Annotated in this window: 25 protein-coding genes and 1 pseudogene; 23 read left to right on the forward strand and 3 right to left on the reverse strand. The window is 48.4% G+C overall.

The genetic code is table 11. The features are described from left to right. The first annotated feature begins 1 nt into the window (after position 1). From H1S01_RS01580 to H1S01_RS21305, 4 genes are all read left to right on the forward strand, one after another. Positions 2 to 811, forward strand: a complete 810-nt coding sequence (locus H1S01_RS01580; RefSeq protein ID WP_188038362.1) for a tRNA (adenine(22)-N(1))-methyltransferase — start codon at positions 2 to 4, stop codon at positions 809 to 811. After that, entirely contained in the window at positions 751 to 1,872 is a 1,122-nt protein-coding gene (locus tag H1S01_RS01585) for a Nif3-like dinuclear metal center hexameric protein (protein WP_188038363.1), read from the forward strand. Before H1S01_RS01580 ends, H1S01_RS01585 begins: the two co-directional genes overlap by 61 nt. Before the next feature lie 47 nt (positions 1,873 to 1,919). Continuing rightward, complete coding sequence (locus H1S01_RS01590) at positions 1,920 to 2,531, forward strand: metallophosphoesterase family protein (RefSeq protein WP_188038364.1); 612 nt, start codon at positions 1,920 to 1,922, stop codon at positions 2,529 to 2,531. Positions 2,532 to 2,603: 72 nt separating this feature from the next. Then, positions 2,604 to 3,284, forward strand: coding sequence for a DUF1405 domain-containing protein (locus H1S01_RS21305; RefSeq protein WP_243236876.1), 681 nt, complete (start codon positions 2,604 to 2,606; stop codon positions 3,282 to 3,284). Between the two features lie 41 nt (positions 3,285 to 3,325). On the opposite strand, the pseudogene H1S01_RS22460 reads toward H1S01_RS21305, so the two are convergent. Both H1S01_RS22460 and H1S01_RS01600 read right to left on the reverse strand, forming a co-directional pair. Continuing rightward, positions 3,326 to 3,841: pseudogene (locus H1S01_RS22460) on the reverse strand (TVP38/TMEM64 family protein); the annotation flags it as partial. A 142-nt stretch (positions 3,842 to 3,983) separates the two neighbouring features. Beyond that, the gene (locus H1S01_RS01600; protein WP_155474625.1) at positions 3,984 to 4,157 is read right to left on the reverse strand and encodes a small, acid-soluble spore protein, alpha/beta type; all 174 of its coding nucleotides are present in this window, start codon (positions 4,155 to 4,157) and stop codon (positions 3,984 to 3,986) included. A 118-nt stretch (positions 4,158 to 4,275) separates the two neighbouring features. Between H1S01_RS01600 and mobA the strand changes: the two genes are divergently transcribed. The 13 genes from mobA (at position 4,276) to H1S01_RS01665 (ending at position 19,374) form a co-directional block, all read left to right on the forward strand. Continuing rightward, positions 4,276 to 4,884, forward strand: a complete 609-nt coding sequence (gene mobA, locus H1S01_RS01605) for a molybdenum cofactor guanylyltransferase (protein ID WP_188038366.1) — start codon at positions 4,276 to 4,278, stop codon at positions 4,882 to 4,884. Beyond that, on the forward strand, positions 4,885 to 5,685 hold the full coding sequence (gene fdhD, locus H1S01_RS01610; protein ID WP_188038367.1) for a formate dehydrogenase accessory sulfurtransferase FdhD: 801 nt from the start codon (positions 4,885 to 4,887) through the stop codon (positions 5,683 to 5,685). It abuts the gene before it with no gap. Between the two features lie 17 nt (positions 5,686 to 5,702). Beyond that, positions 5,703 to 6,218, forward strand: coding sequence for a molybdopterin-guanine dinucleotide biosynthesis protein B (mobB, locus tag H1S01_RS01615; protein WP_188038368.1), 516 nt, complete (start codon positions 5,703 to 5,705; stop codon positions 6,216 to 6,218). Positions 6,219 to 6,244: 26 nt separating this feature from the next. Further along, positions 6,245 to 7,099 carry a polysaccharide deacetylase family protein gene (locus H1S01_RS01620; RefSeq protein WP_207732121.1) on the forward strand — a complete coding sequence of 285 codons (855 nt, stop codon included), beginning with the start codon at positions 6,245 to 6,247 and terminating at the stop codon, positions 7,097 to 7,099. A gap of 119 nt (positions 7,100 to 7,218) precedes the next feature. Further along, positions 7,219 to 8,787, forward strand: a complete 1,569-nt coding sequence (locus H1S01_RS01625) for an L-lactate permease (protein WP_188038369.1) — start codon at positions 7,219 to 7,221, stop codon at positions 8,785 to 8,787. Positions 8,788 to 9,321: 534 nt separating this feature from the next. After that, positions 9,322 to 9,894, forward strand: a complete 573-nt coding sequence (locus H1S01_RS01630) for a 4Fe-4S dicluster domain-containing protein (RefSeq protein ID WP_188038370.1) — start codon at positions 9,322 to 9,324, stop codon at positions 9,892 to 9,894. After that, on the forward strand, positions 9,891 to 10,760 hold the full coding sequence (locus H1S01_RS01635; protein WP_188038371.1) for a CoB--CoM heterodisulfide reductase iron-sulfur subunit B family protein: 870 nt from the start codon (positions 9,891 to 9,893) through the stop codon (positions 10,758 to 10,760). The genes H1S01_RS01630 and H1S01_RS01635 overlap by 4 nt, the downstream gene beginning before the upstream one ends. Before the next feature lie 13 nt (positions 10,761 to 10,773). Continuing rightward, positions 10,774 to 12,756, forward strand: a complete 1,983-nt coding sequence (locus tag H1S01_RS01640) for a CoB--CoM heterodisulfide reductase iron-sulfur subunit A family protein (RefSeq protein WP_188038372.1) — start codon at positions 10,774 to 10,776, stop codon at positions 12,754 to 12,756. Continuing rightward, positions 12,744 to 13,193 (forward strand): hydrogenase iron-sulfur subunit, encoded by a 450-nt coding sequence (locus H1S01_RS01645; RefSeq protein ID WP_170291587.1) that lies wholly within the window; start codon positions 12,744 to 12,746, stop codon positions 13,191 to 13,193. The genes H1S01_RS01640 and H1S01_RS01645 overlap by 13 nt, the downstream gene beginning before the upstream one ends. Beyond that, positions 13,190 to 14,134 (forward strand): 4Fe-4S dicluster domain-containing protein, encoded by a 945-nt coding sequence (locus tag H1S01_RS01650; RefSeq protein WP_188038373.1) that lies wholly within the window; start codon positions 13,190 to 13,192, stop codon positions 14,132 to 14,134. Before H1S01_RS01645 ends, H1S01_RS01650 begins: the two co-directional genes overlap by 4 nt. A 33-nt stretch (positions 14,135 to 14,167) precedes the next feature. Next, on the forward strand, positions 14,168 to 15,178 hold the full coding sequence (locus tag H1S01_RS01655) for a 4Fe-4S dicluster domain-containing protein (protein WP_188038374.1): 1,011 nt from the start codon (positions 14,168 to 14,170) through the stop codon (positions 15,176 to 15,178). Beyond that, complete coding sequence (locus H1S01_RS01660) at positions 15,171 to 16,043, forward strand: FAD/NAD(P)-binding protein (protein WP_188038375.1); 873 nt, start codon at positions 15,171 to 15,173, stop codon at positions 16,041 to 16,043. Before H1S01_RS01655 ends, H1S01_RS01660 begins: the two co-directional genes overlap by 8 nt. Before the next feature lie 268 nt (positions 16,044 to 16,311). After that, positions 16,312 to 19,374, forward strand: coding sequence for an NACHT domain-containing protein (locus H1S01_RS01665; RefSeq protein ID WP_188038376.1), 3,063 nt, complete (start codon positions 16,312 to 16,314; stop codon positions 19,372 to 19,374). 240 nt (positions 19,375 to 19,614) lie between these two features. Here H1S01_RS01665 and H1S01_RS01670 read toward each other — a convergent pair whose 3' ends face one another. Next, positions 19,615 to 20,988 (reverse strand): DUF2225 domain-containing protein, encoded by a 1,374-nt coding sequence (locus H1S01_RS01670; RefSeq protein ID WP_188038377.1) that lies wholly within the window; start codon positions 20,986 to 20,988, stop codon positions 19,615 to 19,617. Positions 20,989 to 21,307: 319 nt separating this feature from the next. Here H1S01_RS01670 and H1S01_RS01675 point away from each other — a divergent pair, with 319 nt between their 5' ends. The 6 genes from H1S01_RS01675 (at position 21,308) to H1S01_RS01700 (ending at position 26,050) form a co-directional block, all read left to right on the forward strand. Beyond that, positions 21,308 to 21,934 carry a nitroreductase family protein gene (locus H1S01_RS01675; RefSeq protein ID WP_188038378.1) on the forward strand — a complete coding sequence of 209 codons (627 nt, stop codon included), beginning with the start codon at positions 21,308 to 21,310 and terminating at the stop codon, positions 21,932 to 21,934. A gap of 12 nt (positions 21,935 to 21,946) precedes the next feature. After that, positions 21,947 to 22,873, forward strand: coding sequence for an MBL fold metallo-hydrolase (locus tag H1S01_RS01680; RefSeq protein WP_188038379.1), 927 nt, complete (start codon positions 21,947 to 21,949; stop codon positions 22,871 to 22,873). Positions 22,874 to 22,886: 13 nt separating this feature from the next. Further along, on the forward strand, positions 22,887 to 23,291 hold the full coding sequence (locus tag H1S01_RS01685; protein WP_188038380.1) for a secondary thiamine-phosphate synthase enzyme YjbQ: 405 nt from the start codon (positions 22,887 to 22,889) through the stop codon (positions 23,289 to 23,291). A gap of 137 nt (positions 23,292 to 23,428) precedes the next feature. Next, the gene (locus tag H1S01_RS01690) at positions 23,429 to 23,794 is read left to right on the forward strand and encodes a response regulator transcription factor (RefSeq protein WP_188038381.1); all 366 of its coding nucleotides are present in this window, start codon (positions 23,429 to 23,431) and stop codon (positions 23,792 to 23,794) included. A 2-nt stretch (positions 23,795 to 23,796) separates the two neighbouring features. After that, the gene (locus H1S01_RS01695; RefSeq protein WP_188038382.1) at positions 23,797 to 24,435 is read left to right on the forward strand and encodes a chemotaxis protein CheC; all 639 of its coding nucleotides are present in this window, start codon (positions 23,797 to 23,799) and stop codon (positions 24,433 to 24,435) included. Next, positions 24,428 to 26,050 carry an ATP-binding protein gene (locus H1S01_RS01700; RefSeq protein ID WP_188038383.1) on the forward strand — a complete coding sequence of 541 codons (1,623 nt, stop codon included), beginning with the start codon at positions 24,428 to 24,430 and terminating at the stop codon, positions 26,048 to 26,050. The genes H1S01_RS01695 and H1S01_RS01700 overlap by 8 nt, the downstream gene beginning before the upstream one ends. Positions 26,051 to 26,064 lie beyond the last annotated feature (14 nt).

Here is a 26,064-nt window from a genome sequence, read left to right on the forward strand (position 1 = left end):
AATGCCAGAACTTAGTCCTCGATTACAACGCATCGCTGATGCAGTGCCTCAAGGAAGTTTTCTTGCCGACATCGGAACGGATCATGCCTATTTGCCTGTTTACCTGGTTAAGAAAGGAATTATCCCTCGAGCCATCGGCGTCGAGGTTCATCCGGGGCCATTAGAGGCTGCGAAGCAGCATGTGATAGCTTTTCGGGTGAGTGAGCAAATAGACATCCGCCCAGGTGACGGCTTAGCGCCGCTGCATCCAGGAGAAGTACAGGCGATCACGATCGCCGGTATGGGCGGAGGGACGATCCAGTCCATCTTAGAAGCAGGTGAGAAAACCGGTAAGTTGACTGGTGTAAGCCGGCTCATCCTGCAGCCCTTAGAAGGGGCCAAGGAGTTACGACAATGGCTGTCTGGCCACGGATGGTCTTTCGTTGAAGAGGATCTGGTAGCGGAAGGTCACCGAATCTATGAAGTGATCGTTTTAGATAAGAACATAAAGAGCGAACCACCGATGACTATCCTATCAGGAACAGCGTCATCGGAAACATCGCCGTTGGGAATCTCCTTTTCCGAAGACGTCATCTGGGAACTGGGACCTCTGTTGTTACAGAACCGGCATCCTTTGCTCATTCAGGTCGTCGAGCGGCTCTTAGAGCGTGATCGAAGAGCACTGGAGGGCTTGCAACGGGCCAGAAATCGTGACGAATCTGCGATAAAGAAGAAAAAAATGCGAGTAGAAGAGTTGGAAAGGGTGAGAGTATGGCTGTCGCATGCGCTAGGATCATTGAGTGGATCGAACGGTTTGCCCCCAAAAGCTTAGCCGAAGATTGGGATTCGATTGGACTGCAAGTGGGTGATCCGTCGGCAACCGTGGAAAAAGTCTATGTCGCTCTCGACGTCGATGAAGATGTCGTCCAAGCGTCAGTGGAGCAGAACTGCCAGATGATCGTCAGCCACCACCCGCTCATCTTCAAACCGATCAGTTCCCTTCGCTGGGATTTGCCGCAAGGAAGGCTGCTTAGGTCTATTATCGACCAGAGGCTGAACATCTACGCTGCTCATACCAATTTAGATACAGCGCCCGGCGGGGTCAATGACGTTTTTGCAGCTAAATTGGGTTTGCAAGATGTGCAGCCTCTTTACGAGGATAAACGAGAAGAATTGGTGAAGATCGCTGTCTTTGTTCCTGCCGAGCAAGAGGGAGCGGTACGTCAAGCGATGGGCTATGCCGGTGCAGGGCACATCGGAAATTACGCTCACTGCACCTTTCGCACCCCAGGGCAGGGGACTTTTCTCCCCTTAGAAGGGACAAACCCCTATATCGGCAAAGTCGGCAAACTGGAAGAAGTGCCAGAAGTCCGCCTTGAAACGATCGTCCCGAAGAAAGGGTTGAATCGCGTCCTCAAAGCGATGCTGAAAGCCCACCCCTACGAGGAGGTGGCCTATGACCTTTATCCACTGTTAAACCAAGGTCCTGTGAACGGCTTAGGTCGCATTGGGCGCCTACCCGAAGCGGTTACGATAGAGGAATTGGCCAACCGGATTAAGAAATCATTAGGGATAGACCATCTTCGTTGGGTGGGCCGAGACAAACATAAGCGGGTACAAAAGATCGCTCTTTGCGGCGGTTCTGGTGCTTCAGCTATATCTAAAGCCCATTTTAAAGGTGCCCAGGCATACTTAACAGGCGATATTAAATATCATGAGGCCCAAAGCGCTCTATCCCTTGGCTTGGACATCTTCGATGCAGGTCATTTTGCGACGGAACAACCGGTCGTGGCAGAGTTAGCTCTGCGACTCCAAGAGACGGCAAAAGGGGAAAAGGCCGATGTCACCTTTTTATTTCATAGGGAAAACCAAGACCCAATAGCCTATCTGTAGAGACTCAAAGAGCTCTTGGATGGAAAGTTGAAGGAGGGTCTTAGACGTTGCGATACGGAATTCTGGCCGATGCTCACGGTCACCATAAGGCTTTAGAAAAGGCACTCCATTTACTAAATGACGTGGATCGCATTATCTTTCTGGGAGACGTCCCTAATTACCGAAACGGTGATGGATTTGTGGAATGTCTCGAGGCGCTTTATGCAGAAGACGCCCAGGGAGTACAGGGGAACTGTGATGAATATGTAGTCATGCAATATACACGTCCATCAGAACTCGCTGCCCAAATATGGAATGATTATGTGGCATGGCCGAAAGAATACCGCGATGGCGAATTGCTCTTCGTCCACGGAGGTCCTCGGGATCCCCTGAACGAACGGATCGGTGACGAAGAAAGGGCTTGGAAAAATTTCAGAGCACACGAATTCAAGGTTTGTTTTCACGGACATCAACACCGGGTGTCTTGTTTTGCTTATCATGATGATGATGTCGCTATGATTGAATTACAAGATAACGTACCCTTTGTCCTGGACTCCGCTACTCGATACATCATCGGCGTCGGTTCTGTCGGCATGCCGAAGGATGATCAAAAAGGCAGTATGGTCCTATACGATTCCCTGAAAGGGGAAGTCCTTGTCAGGCGGTTTACGCGTGATTAATGAATAAAAAGAAAAAGCCTCGTATTTACGGGGCTTTGTACAACTTTTTGAATGTCGATTGGGGATGACGAAATGAACAGCTATCGTCTTAAATCTTGGAGCGAACACCCCTGGATAGCTTGGATTTACACTCCCTTAGGTATGGCTTTGCTCTTCGTCGTTAACTTTCCAGGGACGCTTTACGGCTTTTGGTGGTACCGTCATCAACTGGCCGCTTCGGATCCGATCTTTTGGCCATTGATCCCGGATAGCCCACTGGCATCTGGAGATTTTACGATTCTGCTCGTCTTGCTTTGGCTAGGCCTTTCCATCTCCTGGTTCGAATGCTTGGCGCCGGCCCTGTTGTTCAAATACGGCATCTGGGCTGTCATCATCAATATTCACGCTGCCTATTTGTCTGGAGGCGCTTCTATCGAAAACTGGATGCTTGCCCTTTCTCATCTGGGTATGGCTCTGCAGGCGCTCGTATTCTGGCCCCGACTTCATTATTCCCGGAAAACTTGGATCGCTGTCAGCCTATGGATTCTTTTTAACGATTTCGCCGATTACCAGTGGGACATCTATCCTTATCTCTTTGATCCCCGCCAATATGATTTGGCCTGGATCAGCGCACTCGTTTTATCGGTCGTCGTCATCGGGCTGGGAGGGTATTTTGCCAGTTCATCATCGTTCAGCGGTGAGCGGCAACGGATCAACCAATTGCCGAAAAATGGCATCAATATAACAAGCCCGAAAATCCAAAGCCCGAAGTAAAGAATATACTGCCAAAGGTCTAATATACGGTGGCCTAAGAACGTATAGAAGATAATCGCCGGTGTTTGACCGACGGCAGTCCCCCAGGTAAAATCCCACCAGGTGACCCGGGTGATACCGAAGGCGTAGGAGGTAACATCGAAGGGCATAAAGGGCAATAAGCGGGAAAAGAGGACTGCCGATGATCCGTAATCGTAGAGATAATCATCGATGCGGGCGAGCAGTCCCTCCTTCACCACTTTGGATACGAAAGATTGCCCCAACCGCCGGGCTAGGCCGAAACAGACCAGAGAAGACACCAGGGAACTAGTCCAAGATAGAAGCAACCCGCCCCAAGAGCCGAACACGGCTGCGTTCAGCAAAAAGAGGACCACTGACGGAATTGGCGATAAAAAAGCTTGCAAGATCATCAGTGAAAAGGAAACCAGAGGCGCTGCAAACCCAAAAGATAGAATAAAGGCTCGTAGACCTTCCAAATCGCCATCGGTCATCAGCCGGATGGCGGTGAACAAATATCCGCGCAAAGTGGGCACCACGGCGAAGGCAAGGACAACCATTCCTAAGATGAACCAATGCAGGTTTCTCCAGGACCAACGCAATGTAAAACCCCCTCTGCGACGGACTGTTTTTATGGTGAATCAAAGGCAATCGAAAGCCAGAGCAGGATCACTGCTCTGGCGGGTGCGTTGGTGTGGAAGACTATTGACTCGCCAAGTTCCGCTCGGCACGTTCAATGGCGGCACGAACCAATCGGCCCGCATCACGAGTGGTAATTCCACCCCAGCCATCACGTTCCACCACATCAGCAAACCCCAGTTCCTGAGCCAGTTCATACTTGAGCCGGTCAGACATGACGGGCTTGCGACGAGTCATATTCCAGCCTCCTTTGCCAATGCTGTCGCACCTGCTTCTAGTTTAAGTGATTCTTCAAGGATATATGCCAAGGGCAAGTGGGTATCTTGGTTGTAGCCGAATAGGAGGGAGTTTGGCGATGGAAGCTACTGCGATCATTCTCTCCGGCGGCCGTAATTCACGGATGGGAAAAAACAAAGCCTTTATGCCTGTGGGCGGAAAAGCGATCATTGAACAGACCATCGCAGAGTTGGAGCCTTTGATGAACGATATCCTGGTCGTCACCAACGAACCGGAAAAGTATCGTTACCTTGGGGTTCCGCTAATAGTTGACATCTTTCCCGGTCAAGGCCCCTTGAGCGGCATCCATGCAGGTTTGACGGCGTCCCGTCACCATCATAACTTCATCGTAGCCTGTGACATGCCTTTCGTGGACAGGCACTTAGTTCAGGCCATGTTGAAGATGGCTCCCGGCTATGATGTTGTCGTTCCACAGGTTGGCGATTACTTGCAGCCTCTCTACGCGATATACAGTAAAAACTGTCTTTTGCCGATCGAACAGTGCCTGCGCGAAGACATTCGGAAAGTGATCGCCTTTTATCATAAGGTTCGACTCCGTTATGCCAGCGAAAAGATCTTGGGGCAGTGGGGCGACTTGGAAAAGATTTTTTACAATATAAACACACCTGACGATCTTTCGAAAGCGATGAAGTTCTGCCAAGAGAGAGACCGAAAGGGAGGCTCCTAAGTGGAGAATTCGTCAATCGACAGCCGCGTCGAGCCGATTGCCATCATCCGGGTGTCGGAAGCAGGATGGGAAGAGCGAGATGATGTTCTGGTCAAAGAATGGCCCTTGACTCTTTACGTAAACGGTCAGGAAGTCGTGACGCTGTTGACCAGTCCGGAACACATCGAAGACTTAGCCGTCGGTTTCCTTTCGGCGGAAGGATTTATCCAAGACCCCGGACAGATCACTGATCTGAGGGGAGACTATAGCCGGGGACAGGTCTTCGTCGAGTCGATCTTGTCGTCCATCGCTGAAAAGACATTTATGAAGCGCTATATCACTACCGGTTGTGGCAAAGGTACCACCTTTTACGATGTGACCGACGCCCGGATGAGCCGTAACCTAGGAGAAAATAAACTAAAGGTATCGCCATCTCAAATACTTCGTCTGATGAGAGACATGCAGGGAATGTCCCAACTGTACCAACAGACTGGCGGCGTACATTCGGCAGCCTTGTGTGATAGCGAAAAAGTAGTGATCTACCGGGAAGATATCGGTCGTCACAATGCTACCGATAAGATCATGGGAAAATGCTTCCGCGAAGGGATCGCTTTAGAGGACAAATTGCTATTGACATCCGGAAGAATCTCGTCAGAAATCCTGCTGAAAGTGGCTAAAATGGGTATCGCCATCATCGTCTCACGTTCAGCTCCTACAGATCTGGCTGTTCGGTTGGGACAGGAACTAGGTATGACCATCGTCGGCTTTGTTCGAGGGCAGCGCATGAACCTTTATAGCCATCCCTGGCGTGTCACTTCTTGAAAAGGAGAGGGACAAATATGGGCTCCATCCCAGTACTTTCTGTCGTCGGAACTTCCGATTCGGGGAAAACGACGCTGTTGGAAAAACTTTTGCCGGAACTAAAGAAACGGGGTTACCGGGTAGCGACGATCAAGCATGATGTCCACGGTTTCGACATCGATCAGCCGGGAAAAGATACCTGGCGACATGCTCAAGCCGGCTCGGACATCGTCGTCATCTCATCGCCGACGAAAGTGGCGATGATTGAAAAACTTCAAAAAGAACTTAGCCTAGATGAAATCGTTGCCAAAATCCAAGGGGTTGACCTGATCTTGACGGAAGGATTTAAGCGGGGAGATAAGCCTAAGATCGAAGTTTACCGGTCCGGTCACCGCCCTGATCTGCTCTGTTCTCCAGAAGAGCTTATCGCTGTGGCCTCAGACACCCCTTTCGATATCGGCGTACCTTGTGTGGATATCAACGACGCCGTCAGCTTGGTTGATCTTATCGAGGACAAATATTTAACGACACAAGCAAGAGATACTACCTCCTGAAGAGCATCCTTCAGGAGGGATTTTTTTTGGAGAATCTGCAGAAGAAGAGGGCAGGAAAATTGAAAAGACTTCGATGGCGGCCTTTGCTTCTTGCGATAGCCGTGGTGATGATCATCGGCATCGGCCTGGTCGTTACGCGACAAACATCCCAACCACCTGACGGGCGGGATCCATCAAAAGAAGAAAGTTTAAAAGAGTGGAACGAAGAGGCTAATCGAGAACAGCCGCCTGAACACAATAATCAAGTGCAATCGTTGGCTCAACAGTATAAAGGGGTGCTTTTTTACAAAGGTAACGACACTAAAAAGCAAACAGCCTTGACCTTCGATGACGGCCCAGACAACGTCTATACGCCTAGAATTCTTGACATTTTACGGGCGAAGGGTGTGAAAGCCACTTTTTTTATCGTAGGTGTACAAGCACGAGCCCATCCCGATGTGCTTAAACGCATCGTCGATGAAGGTCACGCCATCGGAAATCATTCCTGGGATCATCCCCGGCTGCCGTCGCTTAGTTCGGCCCAGGTGATCGAAGAGGTTCAATCGACGGCAGCAGAAATCGAAAGGATCACCGGTAAGCGGTCTGACTTATTCCGGCCCCCTTACGGTCTGATGACAGCCCGGGAAATGGATGAATTGAAGAGCCTAGGTTACCGGGTGATCGATTGGTCTGTCGATACGACTGACTGGAAAGGCGAGTCCGATAAAAAGATCCTCGCGCTGGTCAATAAAGAGATATCGCCGGGAGGAATTATCCTTCAACATTGCATGGCAGGACGTCCCGGCGAGCTAGAGGGAACCGTGAAAGCATTACCGCAGATCATCGACCGTCTCCGAGCGAAAGGCTACCAGTTTGTAACCGTGCCGACACTGTTGGAATAACAACTTATTGAACGAGTAATATTCCGCTGAATGCTGTAGACAGGTGAACGATATATGGTATAATTCGTCACATATGATCCAAAATTGCATATTTGTAGTACGAAAGGACGGTAGGAGTTTTGGCAGTAGCGATCTCTTGGACGCTGCTACCGATTCTAGTCATTGTGTTGCTGATGACTTGGAAGCGGATAGCGGCAGACCTCAGTGGCATGGTAGGTTGGGTGTTGGCGGTCCTTGTTGCCGTATTGTATTTCAACACCAATGTAGAAGCCAGCCTTCGAGCCAGTTTGGCCGGGGTAGTATCCTCCTTCCCAGTATCGCTCATGGTACTCGCATCGATTCTACAGATCACTTTTATGGAAACAACAGGGGCCTTACGCCGGATTGCGGTGTTCGTAAAAACCCTAGCCCCACAAGACAAAGCAGTACAGATCATGTTATTGAATGTGGGTGCCGGTACGCTGCTCGTATCGATCGGGGCGACACCGGTATCCATTCTTCCGCCGATTTTGATCTCTCTTGGCTATTCCACCTTTGTGGCTGTGGCACTGCCAGCCATCGGTTTCGATGCCTTGTGTACATACGCTTTACTCGGCGCTCCACTGGTGGTTTTCGCTGATCTGACAGGTACGCCGCTCGTTCAGTCGGCCCAGGTCTTCTCCAAGTTTCTGCCGATTATCTCGACCATGATCGGCTTCGCTATGTTATGGATTGTAGGCCGCATGGCTTTGATTAAAGAGGGTTTCATCCCGTGCATCATCGCCGGTTTGACCAACGGTGGTGTGGCCCTAGCTATCAGTTACATCCCTGCTTTTTCTACAGGTGTGGTGTTGACCGGTGTCATCGCTGGATTCTGTACCATTTTGATGATGTTGCTCTACCTAAAATTAACGGGTAAGCCGATCATCGATCCCTCTGTCCTCAGCCGAGAAGACCAAGCCATTGAAAAAGAGATGTCCTTAACGAAAGCCTTATCGCCCTGGATGATCCTTTGTACCATCTTGATTGTGACTAATTTTTATCCACCGATCTTTGACTATCTCTTCAAAAAGCTTGATATGCCGCTGTCCATCATACCAGGTCAAGTGATTAAAACCCGCATGGTTTGGAACGCTTATACCTGGGTTCTCGTGAGCACCCTTCTGTCCGCCTTCTGGTTGAAACCGTCTGCCAAAGCAGTAGGGGATACTTTCTCGAAATGGTTGAAGCGGGCGCTTCGTCCTACCTTTTCTGCGGCGATCTTTTTCGCCATCGCCTTTGTCATGAACAACTCGGGCATGCAGCCAGTCGACGGTACCTGGAAAATCGTCGACCCGGCATCGAACATGATATCCATTCTAGCCCAAGCTTCGGCAAGCGCCTTTGGCAATCTCTATCCCTTTATCAGCGGTTACTTAGGTCTTTTCGGGGGATTTGTCAGCGGCAGTGAAGCCTCCACGATCGCCATGTTTACGAAATACCACATGCTCACATCAAAATTGCTCCATGTCGATCCCCTGATTGTCATCGCGGCTACAGCTATCGGCGGTGGTCTCGCTAGTGTCATCTCGCCAGCGAAATTGCAAAACGCGGCCGCCACGATCGACGCATTAGGAATCGAGAGCGAAGTGATTAGAACAGCCTTTGTGTTATCCTTTTTGTTGACACTGGTGACTGCGATGTTATCGTTGTTGTTTGCATACATTTAATTTCGCCAAGGAAGCAACGCAAGCAAGGCTTCGGAAGAAGACTAAAACAAGAAGAGCTGAAAATTCGATAACATTGAATTAACTACCAAGAGATAGCTACAAAAGAGTAATATAAAAAGCAAAAACCATGTCCCAGTAGAAGCGAACGAAGGTTGAGTAGAAAAACTCAGCCTTTTTAATTTTTCAAAAGATATTTGTAATCATGTGTAAAATTGCTTGATTACATAAAGTTACAGTTTGTTTTATACATTTTTTCTTGTGATCAATAACCTAACCCATTAAAATGGAGAGAGCTTCCCAAAAGAGAATTGCAGTAAATAGACCGAAACTTTGTGAAAATGATTATTTTCAAGACACAGGGAAATTGGTTTCCTTAAGCGAATCATTATAACAAAATTCGACACAGAAACCTGCTCCCCCGATAGTGCCTTCCAAACGACCTTAGTTTTTCTATTGCAATGTATTTTGTATACCAAGCACAATATCCAGAACGAATCTCAGCTTATTCTGATCCAACGAGGAGGTCGTAACTTCATGGGACCGATCCAACTGTCCATGACGGTAGCTTCGAGTCAGGACTTCCGTGACCGCCTGAAACAAGAGTATGGCGTCGATGTTTCCTTGTGCTACCAATGCGGCAAGTGTTCTGCCGGATGTCCCGCTGCATTTGCGATGGAGCATACCGTCCGCCAGATACTGCGGATGGTACAGTCTGGCCTTGTGCAGGAATCGCTCAGCTCCTACAGCATCTGGGCCTGTGCCGGTTGTGAAACCTGTTCTACCCGCTGCCCCCGTCAGGTAGAACCGGCTAAATTTATGGAAGCGCTCCGTATCGAGGCGAAGAAAGCCGGCCTGGTAGCCGATAAAAATGCAGACCTCTTTAACGACCTGTTCCTAAGCTCTGTTAAAGACACAGGTCGCTTGCACGAAGTGGGTATGATAGCCCGGTTCAACATCCTCTCCGGTCAACTGTTTAAAGATGCCGAACATGCCCCCGGTCTTTTCACACAAGGCAAATTGAGCATCTTGCCCCACAAGATCAAAAACACAGAAGCCATGGCTAAAATCTTTGCCAACGTTCAGAAGAAACGAGGTGGCAAATCTTGAAATATGGTCTCTATCCGGGCTGCTCCCTCAACGGTACCGGCATCGAATATGGCTTATCCACGAAGGCTGTCGCTCAAAAGCTAGGGATCGACTTTGTTGAAATCCCTGACTGGAACTGCTGTGGGGCCTCATCAGCCCATAACCGGGATCATTTACTCAGTGTCGCCTTGCCTGCCCGAAACCTGGCCTTGGCGGAGCAGCATGGCCTTGACCAGATCGCTGTTCCTTGCGCCGCCTGCTATCAGCGGATGAAAGCCGCCGAAGTGGCCCTGCGCGACGAACCGACTCGTCGGGAAGTGGGCGAAGTGATCGAAATGAAGGTAGAGGGGAAAAGCCGGACTCGAGCATTGGTCGAGGTCTTTACCAACGACTTAGACGCCGAATTCCTTTCGTCTGTGGTGGTCAGACCTCTTAGTGGTCTGAAAGTTGCCAGCTATTACGGCTGTCTCCTTGTCAAACCAGCTCAGGTGGCCATCGACAGCCCCGAAAATCCCATGATTATGGACAAGCTTATGGCTGCCCTCGGCGCCACTCCCGTCGAATGGTCTTACAAGACAGAATGCTGCGGCGGCAGCTTGGCCATCACCCGCCCGGAAGCATCTCTGGGGATGACGGCGAACGTATTAAAATACGCTAAACTGGCTGGAGCCGACTGCATCGTTACCCCTTGCCCCTTGTGTACCTCCAATTTGGACATGCGCCAGAAAGCAGCGGAAGGGCTGCTCGGCATGGAACTTGGCTTGCCGATCTATTACTTTACCGAACTCATGGGTGTAGCGCTGGGCTTAGAGATGTCTCAATTGGGCCTAACGAAACACTTCGTCGAAGCTACGTCACTGCTAAAGAACACCCCGGCAGCCCAGTGAGGAGGGAAACGGATTGAAACGAATCGGGGTCTTCGTCTGTCATTGTGGCAGCAACATCGCCAATACGGTCCACTGTGAAAAAGTGGCTCAAGTCGCTAAGGACTTCCCTGGCGTCGTCTTATCGACCGATTACAAATATATGTGTTCCGAACCAGGCCAAGTGATGATCCAAGAGGCCATCCGGGAACACAATCTGGACGGTTACGTCGTTGCCGCCTGCTCCCCGCGGATGCACGAACCGACCTTCCGCAAATGCGCCGCCCGGGCGGGCATGAACCCTTACATGGTAGAACAAGTCAACATCCGGGAGCAGTGTTCCTGGGTCCATGCGAACAAAGAAAAGGGAACGGAAAAATCGATTGACCTACTGCGCATGGGCGTAGCCAAGGTCGTCAAAAATGAACCGCTCTATTCGACGACCATTCCGGTCACAAAGCGTTCTCTGGTCATCGGCGGCGGCATCGCCGGCATTCAAGCGGCCCTCGACATCGCCAACGCCGGTTACCCGGTGACCCTGCTCGACCGGGAGCACACCATCGGCGGCCGCATGGCTCAGGTCGACAAGACCTTCCCCACCTTGGACTGCTCCGCTTGTATCCTGACACCGAAGATGGTCGAAGCGGCTCAGCATCCCAACATCGAATTGATGACCTATGCCGAAGTGGAAGCTGTCGACGGATTTGTCGGCAATTTTGACGTGACAATCCGCAAAAAAGCCCGCTATGTGGACTTTGACCAATGCACCGGCTGTGGTGCTTGTACGGAAAAGTGTCCCAAAAAAGTTCCTTCCGAATTCGAGATGGAACTAGGCATGCGCAAAGCCATCTACACTCCTTTTCCACAAGCGGTGCCCAACAAGCCGATTATCGATGCGAAGCATTGCCGTTACTTGCTCGATGGCAAGTGCGGAATCTGTAAAAAAGTTTGCCCCACCGGAGCGGTCGATTACGAACAGAAAGATGAACTGATCGTAGAGCGCTTTGGCGCTATCGTCGTCGCCACCGGTTTTGAACAGTTCGACATCTCTGCCTACGAAGAATACGGCGCCGGGAAAATACCCGATGTGATCACCGGCTTGCACTTAGAACGCCTCATGAACGCCTCCGGACCGACGGCAGGGAAGATCAAGCGGCCTTCTGACGGCAAAGTGCCCGAGAAAATCGTTTTCGTCAAGTGCGTCGGATCTCGTGACGAAGCGAAAGGCCGCCCCTATTGCTCAAAGGCCTGTTGCATGTACGTGGCTAAACACGCCACGCTGCTGAAGGAAAAGATGCCCAACTCCAAGTCTTATATTTTCTATATGGACGTACGGACGCCTGGTAAGAACTACGAAGAGTTTTACGCTCGCACCCAGAACGAATACGACGCCCAGTATATCCGTGGCCGCGTGTCCAAGATCTTCCAAGTGGGGGACAAGCTCATCGTTCGCGGTGAAGATTCGCTCCTGGGCCGTCCCGTGGAGATCGAAGCTGATCTGGTCGTCTTAGCGGCCGGCATGGATCCCCGCGGTGACGCCAAGGATCTGGCCCGGACCTTGGGCATCTCCTACGACCAGCATGGCTGGTTTACGGAAGCCCACCCCAAACTACAGCCTGTGGAAACCCACACCGCCGGCATCTACCTGGCTGGAGCTTGTCAAGGGCCGAAAGACATTCCTGATTCAGTGGCCCAAGCATCGGCTGCCGCCGTCAAAGCGGCCGGCCTCCTCTCCAAACCGGAATTGACGTCGGAAGCGATGACGGCCCTCTGTGACGAAGCGATCTGTTCCGGCTGCGGCTTGTGTCAATCGATCTGTCCCTACAAGTCGATCGAGATCAAATCCATCAACGAACGTTATCACGGCCAGATGCGCCAGCGCCGCGTGTCCAACGTCAACCAAGGCCTCTGCCAAGGCTGCGGTGCTTGTACCGTCGCTTGCCCATCCGGTGCGATGAACTTAAAAGGCTTTACGAACGATCAAATTCTGGCGGAGGTGGATGCCCTGTGTCAGCGGTAGACAACCCAAAGCAACCGGCGAAAGAGTGGGAGCCGAACATCGTCGGCTTTGCCTGCAACTGGTGCACCTATGCCGGCGCTGACCTGGCCGGCCTTTCGCGGATGCAATACCCCCCCAATGTGAAGCTCGTCCGGGTGCCCTGCTCCGGCCGGACGAACCCTCAGTTCGTGCTGCGGGCCTTCCAAAAAGGCGCCGATGCGGTCCTGGTCGCAGGCTGTCATCCGGGAGACTGCCACTATGCGACAGGCAATTACTTCACCCGCCGGCGCTACCTGCTCATGCAACGCATGCTCGAATTCATGGGCATCGATCCGCGCCGCTTCCAAGCCCGCTGGATCTCCGGTTCCGAAGCACCCAAGTTCCGCGACGTGGTGACCCAGATGACCGAAGAGATCAAGGCCCTGGGGCCAAACCGGAAGCTGAGGGAAGAGATATGAACCAAATCACGAAGGAAATGCGCGACCTAGCCCGGGAACTGCTCGCCTCGGGAGAAGTGAAGGGCCTTATCGGCTGGACAAAGGGCAGCCGATGGTACCTGACGCCGCCCCTCTTCATCACCCGGCCCGAAGAGGCGGAGCAACTCTATTTTGATCAATTCGCCGTCAACAACTTGACGGGATTACTTTTAGATTACCGGTACGGCGACGATAAAATCGCCCTCTTTGTCAAAGGTTGTGACAGCCGCGGCATCGTACGGCTGCTGCAAGATCACCAGATCAAGCGAGAGAAGGTACTCGTCATCGGAGTCCCCTGCATGGGGATGAGCGACAAAAAGGCTGTCACCGATCCACGGCAGCCTGTGGAGCTGCCTCTTTTGGACAAGTGTCTCGAATGCCGCTATCCCAATCCAGTCATCGCCGATCGCCTTATCGGCGGGGCCCTCGTCTCTGGAGAACCCTCTGAACCGAAGGGCCTGACGGCTTCGGAAGCGGCCAAGCGCGGCGTCGGCAGCAAGCAAGCGGACCGTTTTGCCCAAGTGAAGGCCATCGAGGCGATGAGTGCCGATGAGAAATACGCCTTCTGGCAGGCCCAGCATGAGAAATGCCTCCGCTGTTACGCCTGCCGCAACATTTGCCCGGCTTGCAACTGTCGGGAGTGCATCTTTGAATCGGACAAAAAAGGATGGGTCAATAAGTCGGCCACGCCGACGGACAACGCCTTTTTCGCCGTCACCCGGGCGATGCATGTCGCTGGCCGCTGTGTTGAATGCGGTGAGTGTGAACGGGTTTGCCCGATGGACATCCCCATCATGGCACTAAACCGGAAAGTCATCCAGGACATCAACGAACTCTTCGGAGAAAGTGATGCCGGTACCGATTTGGATGGCAAAATGCCGCTAGGTCTGTTCAAAAACGATGATCCAGAAGAGTTCATGTAATCACTCTTTGAATACGGAAGGCAGGTGCAGAGGTTGAAAGCCTTTCCAAAAGCTAAACTGACGGCAGTGCTGGAGATGATGATCCAAAAAGCGACGGTCTGGGTACCGTCAATGATCGCTGGTGTCTCCCGCTTTGCTCCTTATAGACCTGGAACCGATATACAGATGGGAACGAACACGGCCATTAGCCCAAAAGAAGCCCTCTTTCCGTCTACAGAAAAGATATATAAGTTCAGCGCCTACGGCATCGATGGAGATTTTGAACCCGTCGATCCCTCTGTAGGACCGCAGATCCTTTTCGGCCTTCGCTCCTGCGACATGCAGGGGATCCTTTGTCTCGACGATGTCTTCCTCACCCGAGGTTATGTCGATGACTTTTACGGGAGCAAACGGGAAGCGACGACCCTGATCACCCTGGGCTGTGTCACTCCCGGTGCCGATTGTTTTTGTGCCTCTATGGGCGTAAACCCAGCCGAGCACGATGCTTCCGACGCACAGATGTATGATCTGGGAGACGCCTATGGAATCATTGCCCGCTCGGTCAAAGGAGAGGCTCTGGTCAAGGACCTGATGGCAGCGGGATTGCTGAGCGACACAGATAAGAGCCAAGGGCCGACGGCCGACTTCGTCCTGAAGGTCGACAGCGAAGGCATCACAGAGAAACTGCAGCAGATGTTCGACCATCCCCTTTGGGATGAGCTGTCCCGTAAGTGCTTAAACTGCGGAACCTGCGCCTATCTATGCCCGACCTGCCATTGCTTCGATATCGCTGAGAAGAAACGCAACCAGCACTGCGGCGTGAAGATCAAATGCTGGGATACATGTATGTTTTCCGAATATGCCCTGATGGCTGGCGGTCATAACCCTCGTCCCTCCAAGAAAGAGCGGGTTCGCCAGCGTTTCATGCACAAATTGCGTTATTTCCCGGAACGATACGGTAAACTTCAATGTACCGGCTGCGGGCGCTGCATCGCCAAGTGTCCTGTCAACCTGGAGATCACCGATGTGATCAAACTAGCAGGGGAGGCAAAGAGCGATGGTTGAACAAAAGATCAATCCCGTTGCCACCCTATCTGATGTGAAACGGATCAATCCCCTGATACCGATGAAAGCGAAAGTGACGCGCATCATCGATGAAACAGCCGACGTGAAGACCTTCTGTATTGCCAAAGAAGAAGCAGGCCGCTTTACGGCGCCCTTCAGGACGGCTCCCGGCCAATTGGCCATGCTGTCCCTGCCCGGTGTAGGGGAGGCGATGTTCTCCGCTACCGATGCCCCTGAACACCTGCAGCTGTCGATCAAAAAAGTTGGCGTCCTCACTGATGCGCTTCATGAGATCTGCCCCGGTCAGACTGTCGGCGTGCGCGGGCCTTATGGCAACGGCTTCCCTATGGATGAATACAAGGGGAAAAACATCCTCTTCATCGGCGGCGGCATCGGCCTCGCTCCCGTTCGGTCGGTAGTGCGCTACTGTGTCGATCACCGAGACGATTTTGGGCAATTGCACTTGATCTACGGTTCCCGCTCTCCAGCCGACTTGGTCTTCAAGTATGACCTCTTCGATACATGGCCTGCCGTTCGGGACTTTAAAGTTTCTGTCACCGTCGACCGGGGAGATGATCAGTGGAAGGGGAATGTAGGATTTGTTCCCGCTTTCATCGAGCAACTGCGACCGGATCCGGAAAACACGGTCTGTATCCTCTGCGGTCCGCCTATCATGATCAAATTCACCTTAGGAATTCTTGACAAATTGGGTTTTACTCCCGAGAACGTGATCACCACATTGGAGATGCGCATGAAATGCGGCATCGGCAAATGCGGCCGTTGCAATATCGGCAGTTGTTTCGTATGTCTGGACGGGCCGGTATTCAGTTTAGCCCAGTTGAAGACGATGCCCAATGAGTATTGATATAACTTAAAGAATATGTCTTCTTAAAAGCGGGAGTGGCTTCTATCAATGCAGTGCATTGACTATGATGCCATCCCGCTTTAATTATTATCTGAGATTTAGAAAGAAAATCGGTTAGAATTGTCTAGTTACTCATACATCAATATGGCTTGATTATCTCTGCTGTTAAATCATAAATAAAAGCATCTCTCTACAGATTCCGACATTATTTTCATGGGAGATTGTTTATTATATTAAGTGATAAATAATAGAAAGGAGACTTCTAAAGTTGGAAAATATCACAATCAAAATACTAGAGACTGACCCTAATAAAAAGGGTGATTTATTTGCAAGGCTTATATCAGAATATTTTATATCTCTTGGATATAATAATTTTAGATTTAACATATCTAAATCTGGAAGAGAAATCGATATTGAAGCAAATCATCGTACGGAAATCCGTAGAGTCATAGCTGAGTGTAAAGCAGTAGTGGATAAAATAGGTGGTGATGAAATAAATAAGTTTGTTGGCAGCTTAGATGTGGAAAAGAGAAAACATCAGCCCAACGAAACTGTGGGATATTTTATTTCATTATCCGGATTTAAAGAAACTGCTATTGAGCAAGAAAGAGATGCCGGTGGAAACCGTGTTATATTAATTGATGGAAATCAAGTAATCAAAGAATTAGTTAATGGACACTCCCTAGTTTCCTTAGAGAAAGCTATGGAACGTGCGGGAAGATGTGCAGTGTATCAACCAAATATTTTAGTGCCTAGTACTAATGTGGAATTATTAGCTCATGAGATTGGATGGATTTGGGTAATATATTTCTGTAGTAATAAGGAGATAACACACTTTGTTCTTATTCACGCAGATGGTGAAGCTTTATCTAAGTCTTTAGCAGATGAAATAATAAAAAGATACGATACACAAGAAATGAAGCTAAATAACCTAATATATTTAGAGCCAGTATACTTAAACGGTGTAACAGATAATCAAGTTTTAAAAGCCAAGGAAAGGTATTTTAAGTATATCTCGTCCGAATGTGGAGATATTCAACTAGAGGGTTTACCTGCAGATCAGGAAGTAGGTACTCGACGTCTCAAAATAGAAAATATTTTTGTTCCGCTTAATTTAACACCGATCACGAATCTTACAGAAACAATTTCTTTATCTATAGAAATAGATAAGAAAAATACAAAAAAACAAAAAAAGGATAGAATATCCGTAGGGAAATGCCTGTGTAGCAATTCTAAACTAGCTATATTAGCGAAACCTGGAGGAGGCAAATCAACATTACTAAAAAGCCTTGCTGTAGCCTACGCGTTTCCAGATAGGCGGGAGAAAATCGATAAACATCTACCTGAAAAAGAATGGTTACCTTTATTTATTAAGTGCAGACAACTCGAAGACGACGCGAGATTGCCATTTATAAATATCTTGTATAGGATATCCAAAAGAGCTGAGATGGGTGACTTGTGTACTTCATTTGAAGAATTAATTAATCGATCGTTAAGAAATGGAAAGGCTCTTTTGTTGATAGACGGGCTAGATGAAATATCAGACGTAAGCGTTAGAAAATCTTTTGTTAATCAACTTCGAACGTTTTTAACAATATATCCTTTAGTAAGTGTGGTATTAACTTCACGGGAAGCCGGTTTTAGAGTCATTGGCTCTTCTTTAGCTAATTATTTTGTGCATTATAGATTATCGGATTTTAATGATACTGATATAAAAAAACTAACCGTTGCGTGGCATAAAGAAGTAATTGGCAATAAAAAAGCAGTACATACCGAAGCATTAAAACTGGCTGATTCAATTTGTTCAATAGATCGAGTAAAAAGGTTAGCAAAAAATCCTCTTCTTTTAACGACTTTATTACTTGTTAAACGATGGGTAGGTCATTTACCTACTCGAAGAAGTGTATTATACAGTAAAGCTATAGAAGTTTTGTTAATGACTTGGAATGTAGAGGGTCACGAACCATTAGAGCTTGATGAAGTAATACCACAGCTTGCTTTCATTGCTTACAACATGATGGTTGAAGGTACTCAGCAAATATCCTCTAAGAAATTAAAAGAACTTCTTCTCTTAGCGAGAAAGCAGATGCCAGAAATTTTGAGTTTTACAAAATTAAAAATTACGGATTTTATTGAAAGAGTTGAGTTGCGTAGTAGTTTATTAGTTTTAAGTGGACATGAGGTTGAAAATGGTGTACTATACCCAACCTATGAGTTTCAGCATTTAACATTCCAGGAGTACCTTACGTCTCTTGCACTAATTGAGGGTTACTACCCAAATAGAGAAGAAGACGATTTGTTAATAGATATCTTGAATCCGTATTTTTTTAACGAGCAATGGAAGGAAGTAATTCCTTTAACCGCTGTTTTATCTGGTCGAAAAGTACAACCTTTAGCAAAAAAATTAATAAGTTTATGTAAAGAAGTTCCTACTTATGAACGTTTATTAAACTCACCTGATTCAATACCAGTTGAACTGTTAGGTCAGTGTATAATTGATGAAATTCAACTACCACCGGATTTGCTCAGAGAAGCTCTAGAGTGGTTAGGAAGACGTTCTAATAATTGCACACATATAGTAAATATTTACAAAGGTAAATATGGAGAGGAACTATTTAAAGTTTTAATTCAAACAATTAAACAAGAAGATGATGACATAATCAATATCGCAAGTGCATTAAGTGATATAGCTATTCATAAATACTCCGTACATAACGAACTTGACAGCATAGATATTGAAACAATAATGAATCTTCTAACAAGTATAAATGAATACGATAACTCGATTGGTGCCTTGTTAGTAATGAGACTCGCATTTGAAGGGAAATTGTTTCGTAACAAAACGGACGAGTTGATTAAGGTTATTAAGCCAATTAACGATTCTCTTATAAAAATGCTTGATCAAAAAGAACTCCATATAAAATTTAGTGCGTGTTGGGCCTTAACATGGATAAGTGAAAGAGATTTTATTGAAAATAATCAAATAGAACAAATCATTCCTAAGTTGTTATCATGTTGGGTCCAAACTAATAATAATTCATTTAGATATATGGTAACTTGGGTAATAACATCGCTGCCTATTATAGAGAGAAGCAAAGTATCTTTCATATGCAACATACCGGAAATTGGTGATTTTATAAAATCTGAATATTATACAGAAACTTCAAACTTTGCTGACAGGGTTAGAAATGGAGCTGCGATTACGATGGCCTATTACTTAGGTAATCCTTGGACGACACCTCAATTATCTAGTATGATTAGTGAAATTAGTGAAAGTAGATTAACAAGAAAAAATAATCTACTATCTATTTTGCCACAAGAAAGCTTGTAAAATATACATAAAACTTTTTTATAGTAATCCTGCAAATGCAAACTGATATTCAATAAGTGTTTCTAATTTGAATGCATATGTTTTGTCATAATTATTCCAGGTTGATGTTCAGAGAATGTCAAGCTTTTTAATAAAAATGACCGCTAAGTGCGGTCTTTTTTATTAAATGTTAAAAATTTGAGTAGTTTTTTATACAAACCATAATTAAGTTTAAAACATCTATTAGATGGTTATCTATATCTACGTTTTTTCCGATTCGCTTTCCTTCTCCTTCTCCATAATCTCCTTCATATCCTGATAACGATTCGACGCCTGCCGGTTTAAAGAAGGACTCCCTCCACGACGAGCGATACCGCCTCGGAAGAATTTCATTGCTTCCTTATATTCATGGTGGCGCAGGGATAGTTCGCCGAGCAGGATAGACAGCCGCTGCTCCTGGTCGATGGACGTATTCCGGTTGCTGTTGAAATAAGTGTCTTTGAACTGTTCCAAGGCCTGGTAGGAGGCGTAGTTGGCGATTTCTTTATCGCCCATATCATCGTAGAGCCAGCAGAGACGCATCCATAGTTTTGCCGTTTTCGACGGATCCGGTTTTCCTGCTTTAGCCGTATATAAGGCCAGATAATAGGCCATGAAGACTTGATCGATTTTCCGGGGATGATCGTATTGAAAAGAAAAGGGCTTGGGCAACTTTGCGAGTTCAGTCTTGATTTGCTTAATGATTACCCCGGGTAAATTGGTAGTAAACTCGAAATTAAAGGTCGAAAAATAACAATGAGGGCACACCCAGATCGTATACCAAAGGGGCTCAAAATCATGAAAGTGCTGGCGAAAATCGGGGTCGACTCGATGCAGCTTTGGTTTGGACGAACGAACCGCTTTTGTCTCAAAATTCCCGTCGCAAACAGGACAGGTTACTTTTTTATCATATAGATAGTCATCGTCGCCGGCAGGGGCTGTTTTGCCGTATGATTTGTGACCGGGTGCGTAATCAAAAAGTGAGGTTTCCGGTGCACTCGCTTGTACACTTCGATCTGAAGAAACAGAAGGGGAACCGGTCGATTTCGCTGACGAAAAAGGTGAAACAGGTTCAACAGCGGGAGGACCTGACGGTGAAGAAGCTTTCTCTCTGGATGGGTCGGCTCCTTTATTCGCAGGAACGGAAAAACCGGCTGCCGCCATGCGGGAAGCCAACAATTTTGAAATTTCTTTCGCCTGCGGGCGCCGCCCCTCCTTGAGCCTCCGAAGCTCCTCATTCAACTGGCGCAGCCGCGCACTCAGTCCCTTCATGACCTTAAAAGCTAACCGTGGTTGCCGTGACATAATCGACTCGAAATTGCTTTCGCTGATACTGAGCAATATGGTATTCTCAATCGCGCGAACTGAGGCGCTCCGGGGCAGGCCTTCGAGCAAAGACATTTCCCCAAAAAAATCTCCCGCTTGCAGTTCCGTGATGACGATGGGGAAACCGTCGATAGATTGAATGTATACTTCCACTTTGCCGGAGAGGATGATATACATCTCGTTTCCCGGCTCACCTTCGTGGACGATGATATCATCCGCTTCATAATTCTTCAGTGTACCTGACTGAGCCAACTGGCCGATAGCGATCAAGGGGCTCCCTCCTCAAATGGGGATAGCCGGAAACGATGAGACTGGCGTCCCATGGGGAAAGAAATTCTACAAAAGATGGAAAGTTCCTGCGTTCGTTTTAGCTTCCGGAATGAGATTCTAATGAAAGAGCCCATGATTCCATCTTTATCTATCATATATTTCAATATTGATTTTTTAGTTACAAATTTGAAAAATAAGTATGCATGTGGTCAGTCATTGGACGGACAAATTACAGAGGCAGGATATTTCTGTGCGAATTTTGGTTTTTACGGTGGTTATCGTATAATGGGTTCACAAGGTCATGAAAGGAGAGTCTCCCATGAACGTTTTTGAAGCGATCCAGCGACGCCATGCCGTACGGGCGTACAAACCTGATCCGGTCCCAACAGAGCTGTTAAGACAACTGCTCGAATGTGCCCGCCGCGCGCCGAGCGCTGTAAATATGCAACCATGGAAGTTTATTGCCGTCACCGACCAAGTTATGCGGGAAAAATTAAAAGCAGCCGCCGGTGGACAAAGCCAAGTGAGCCAAGCGCCAGTCGTCCTCGTCTGCCTCGCCGATGAAGCAGGCTGTGATCGCATGGCTGCGAAGATGGAAGCATACGCCGAAAACCCCAATATGCCGGCACCGATGCGTGAGAGTTTCCTAAAAAGGAGCGAGCCCATCAAGCATAATGCTGACATCCGGAAGATGTTAGCCGGTTTGAATAGCTATATTGCTATCGCCTATCTCACACTGGCCGCGAAAGAACTCGGCCTGGACACCTGTTGGATGACAGGCTACGACGAGTCCGAAGTGAAGAAACTGCTGAATATTCCGCAGGGCGTTCACGTAGTGTCCTTGCTTACTTTAGGTTACGCCGCTGAAGTGGCTTTGGAAGAACATGACAGACTCCCTTTTGATGATATAGTTTATGGCGAAACGTACGGTACGCCTCTTCGATAAGGAGGGGCAACGATGAATTTCTGTCCCTTGAAAAACACTTTTGCCGCTGAAACATTTTACTTACCGGCCCGAGTGAACATCGGCGCCGTAGTCTTTCAACAGGAAGCGGTGATCATCGATTCCGGCCTGGAAGCCCAGGCCGGAAAACGAGTCTGCCGGCTGGCCCGTGAGGCTGGATGGAAGATAGTGGCCCTGATCAATACCCATACTCATGCCGACCATATCGGCGGCAATCAAGCCATCGTTGACCAATTTGCCGCGAAAGTCTTTACCCCCGATCTGGAACAGGATTTTGCCCGCCATACGCTCTATGAACCTGCATTTCTGATCGGCGGGGCTGCCCCTTGGCACGATGTAACGAATAAGTTTCTCGTGGCACCGCCCACTCCCGTTACGGCCGGATTGAAGGCAGGAAGTATACCCTGGCCCGGCAAAGAAGCAGGGCCGAACTTACAGATTCTTTCCTTGCCTGGACATAGCCCTGATCAAATCGGTGTCGGCTGTGGAGATGTTTTGTTTTGCGGCGACGCCTTTCTAGGACCGGACGTATTGTCTGCCCATGGAATCCCCTTCAACGTCGATGTGGAACGGTGTTTGAGCACATTGGATCAAATTCTTTCGACTACATATTCGATCGTTTTACCGAGCCATGGAGAACCGTTGGAACGTTCTGAGCTGTCGTCGGTTTTACAGGTCAACGCGAACAAAATCAAAGAACTTATCGAGAAGGTCTATGAACTCCTTGAAGAGCCATTAGAATTGGAAACGATCGTAGCCCATCTATGTGAGCAGGAAGGAAAGACCATCGCTTCGGTAGGTAGTTTCTTTTTATACCGCACGGCGATCTTAGCCTATCTGTCCTATCTTTATGGACAGGGAAGAGTAGAGACGAAAATGGAAAAGTGCCGCCTTTACTGGCATCGGGCTGGTCATCACTAAGGAGGGAGCGACGATGGGTTGTCTTAAGGAAATCTCTTTACAGACACCGGGAAGGTTGTCCTTTATCGAAATCACAGCAGAGGTGGAAAAGGCAGTCCGGGAGTCCGGGGTGCAAGAGGGGTCCCTTATCATTTTCGTCCCCCATACGACGGCGGCTGTGACGATCAATGAAAACGCCGATCCCGATGTAATCTACGACCTAAAAGGAATCCTGCAACAACTCGTCCCCTGGGTGGGACCGTACAAGCACGGCGAAGGGAACTCGGCGGCTCACATGATGGCAAGCCTCATCGGCTCTTCTGAGACGGTGATCATTCACAAAGGACGTCTGCTTCTTGGAACATGGCAAGGCCTATACCTGACTGAATTTGACGGGCCCCGCTCTCGAAAAGTGATCCTTCGCATCCAAGAAGATTGAACGAGACCCGGCGAAAAGCCGGGTCTTTTGTGTTAAAATTGGGAATGTAGGTTTCTTTCACAACATCAGAGGAAAAGGGCAGGAAGTTTGTCGCATTAGGGAGAATATAATTTCCAACAATCGCCCGGAGGTTAAAGATGAAAATTCTAGTTGTAGACGATTCATTAGTATACCGGACCGCAATCGTTCGGTTGTTAAAGGAAAACCTTCCTGAAGCGACCTGTTTTACTGCTGGTGACGGTATTGAAGGCTTAGCGACCTACTTGCGGGAACGACCGAATTACACACTGCTCGATCTGCTTATGCCAGGAATGACTGGACAAGAAGTATTGAAAAAGATTAAAGAAACGGACCCTGAGGCCAAGGTCATCATTCTAACTGCAGACATCCAAAAATTCACTGAGAACGAAGTCCGCGACCTAGGGGCATGGTTTTTTGTACATAAACCGATCACTCGAGAAAAGGTGATCGCACTGGCAGAAATCATCAAAGGAGCGTCGTGACCATGTTAACGCCCTTACAGCAAGATGCGCTCAAAGAATTCATGAACGTATCCATCGGGCAAGCGGGCCATGTCCTTTCGGAGATGGTGAATCAAAAAGTTCATTTGGAAGTTCCGGAAGTATACCTTCTGCAGAACCAAACCGAGGCAGATCAAAGATACTTAAAAAAGATTCAATTTTTGACGGGCCACGTCGTTTCCTCTTCTCTCCGTTTTGGTGTGGTCTGTTCCGGACAAGCTCGGCTTCTTTTCCCTGTTACCAAAGGAAAGCAGCTAGTCGATCTTCTCTTAGGTGATGATCTATTTCTCGAAATCGAAAAAATGGATGACGGTTTTTCCGAAACGGATACAGACGCCATGAAAGAGATCGGCAACGTGCTCTTAAACGTGATCATCGGATGCCTAGGCAATCTTTTGGAGACGCCGATCGAATATTCCCTGCCGGAAGTGGAGTTTTTGTATCTCACTGAGAAACAGCATCGAAGCATGTTCTGTGACGGCTATTACACTTTGGTCATTCACAACACCTTTCTCGTAGGGGAAAACCGCATCGAAGGCGCCATTTTTGTCATGTTGTGTATGGATTCAGCTGTTCAATTGCTGCATAAAATCGACGAAATGCTGGTGGACTTGTATGGTTAATCATCTTGGCGAACTGCAAGGGATCATTTTGAACCATGCGGATTTGGGCGTCGCCGTACTCGATCAAGAACACCGCATCGTCATTTGGAATGGTTGGCTCGAACGCTTCACAGGAAAAAAAGCTTGTGAAGTACAGGGACAAAAGCTGACAGACCTCTATCCCCGTTTCAATCAGAATGTTTTTCGACCCATCTTCGACAGTGCCTTTTTTATCGGTCAAAACCGTTTTTTTTCTGGAGCTTTCCATCGGTACTTCATCCCGCCGGCTGATGAGACACTCACATCGATCCTTCGCCAAAATATGCTCGTTCAACCAGTACATATCGAAGACAGTCCCTATCTGCTGATCCAAATCATTGACATCACCGGGCAAGAACTGCGAGTGCGGCAATTAAAAGGATTGATTCGGGAACTGAAATTGGCCAAGGAAGAACTAAAGGTTTCTCAGGAGATGGCCATTGTGGCCAACCGGGCCAAGTCGGAGTTTTTGGCCAATATGTCGCACGAGATTCGAACACCCATGAACGCCATATTAGGTTTTATCGATTTAACTTTATGTACGGAATTAAAAACGGAACAGTCAAATCATCTGACTATGGTCAAAACAGCGGCTCAATCTCTCATGAAGCTGTTAGAAGACATCTTAGACATCTCGAAGATCGAATCGGGACAGTTCTCATTTGAAGAAAAGCCCTTTCAACTCAGTACGATTCTGCGTACGGCGATGGATATGATGTCTGTAAAAGCTGCCGATAAGGGTCTGAAATTAAACCTGCAGATCCCGGCGGGGGCACCTGAACATCTGCTCGGTGATGCCAAGCGATTGACGCAGGTTCTGATTAATCTGCTCAGCAACGCCGTCAAATTTACCGAAAAAGGTACGATCACAATCGCTCTCGATGTCTTGTCGCAAAGCCAGAGCAAAGTGAACGTAGTTTTTTCCGTGAAAGATACGGGAATCGGTATTGAAGCGAGCCAGTTAGGTGCTGTTTTTGAGAAGTTTTATCAGGTAGATAGCTCATCGACCCGGCGTTATGGTGGGAGTGGTTTGGGACTGGCCATCGTCCGCCAAATTATCGAGAATCTGGGCGGTAAGGTATGGGTAGAGAGTGAACCGGGAAGAGGCAGCACGTTCTTCTTTACCGTCGAGTTTTCAACCATACAGGGCATCCCTCCCCTTTCAGGCGAAACGGAAATTCTAAAAGGCTTAAACAGAGGCCAATCGGCTTCTAAAGGGGCCCGGATCCTCTTAGTCGATGATGACCTTTATAATCGAACCATCATCAGTGCCTGGCTGCGGCGCTGGGGCTACCCCCTTGCGGAGGCGACCAACGGGCAAGAAGCTTTAGAGGCGCTTCATAAGGAGCGCTATGACTTAATTCTGATGGATGAGCAGATGCCTGGCATGAGCGGTACTGAGGCGGTGAGACAAATCCGTCAAACTGCTTGGGGGCGCCACATACCGATTGTAGCGGTGACGGCTAACGCCATGAAGGGTGACCGGGAACGTTTTCTGGCGGCTGGAATGGATGACTATTTAGCGAAGCCTTTTGTGGCGTCTCAATTATTGCATGTGCTGATGCGTTGGATTCCTGACGAAACAGTCCGAGGATAAGCCTTCAACGAACA

This window comes from Heliobacterium chlorum (assembly GCF_014502795.1).
Classification (GTDB): Bacteria; Bacillota; Desulfitobacteriia; order Heliobacteriales; family Heliobacteriaceae; genus Heliobacterium; species Heliobacterium chlorum.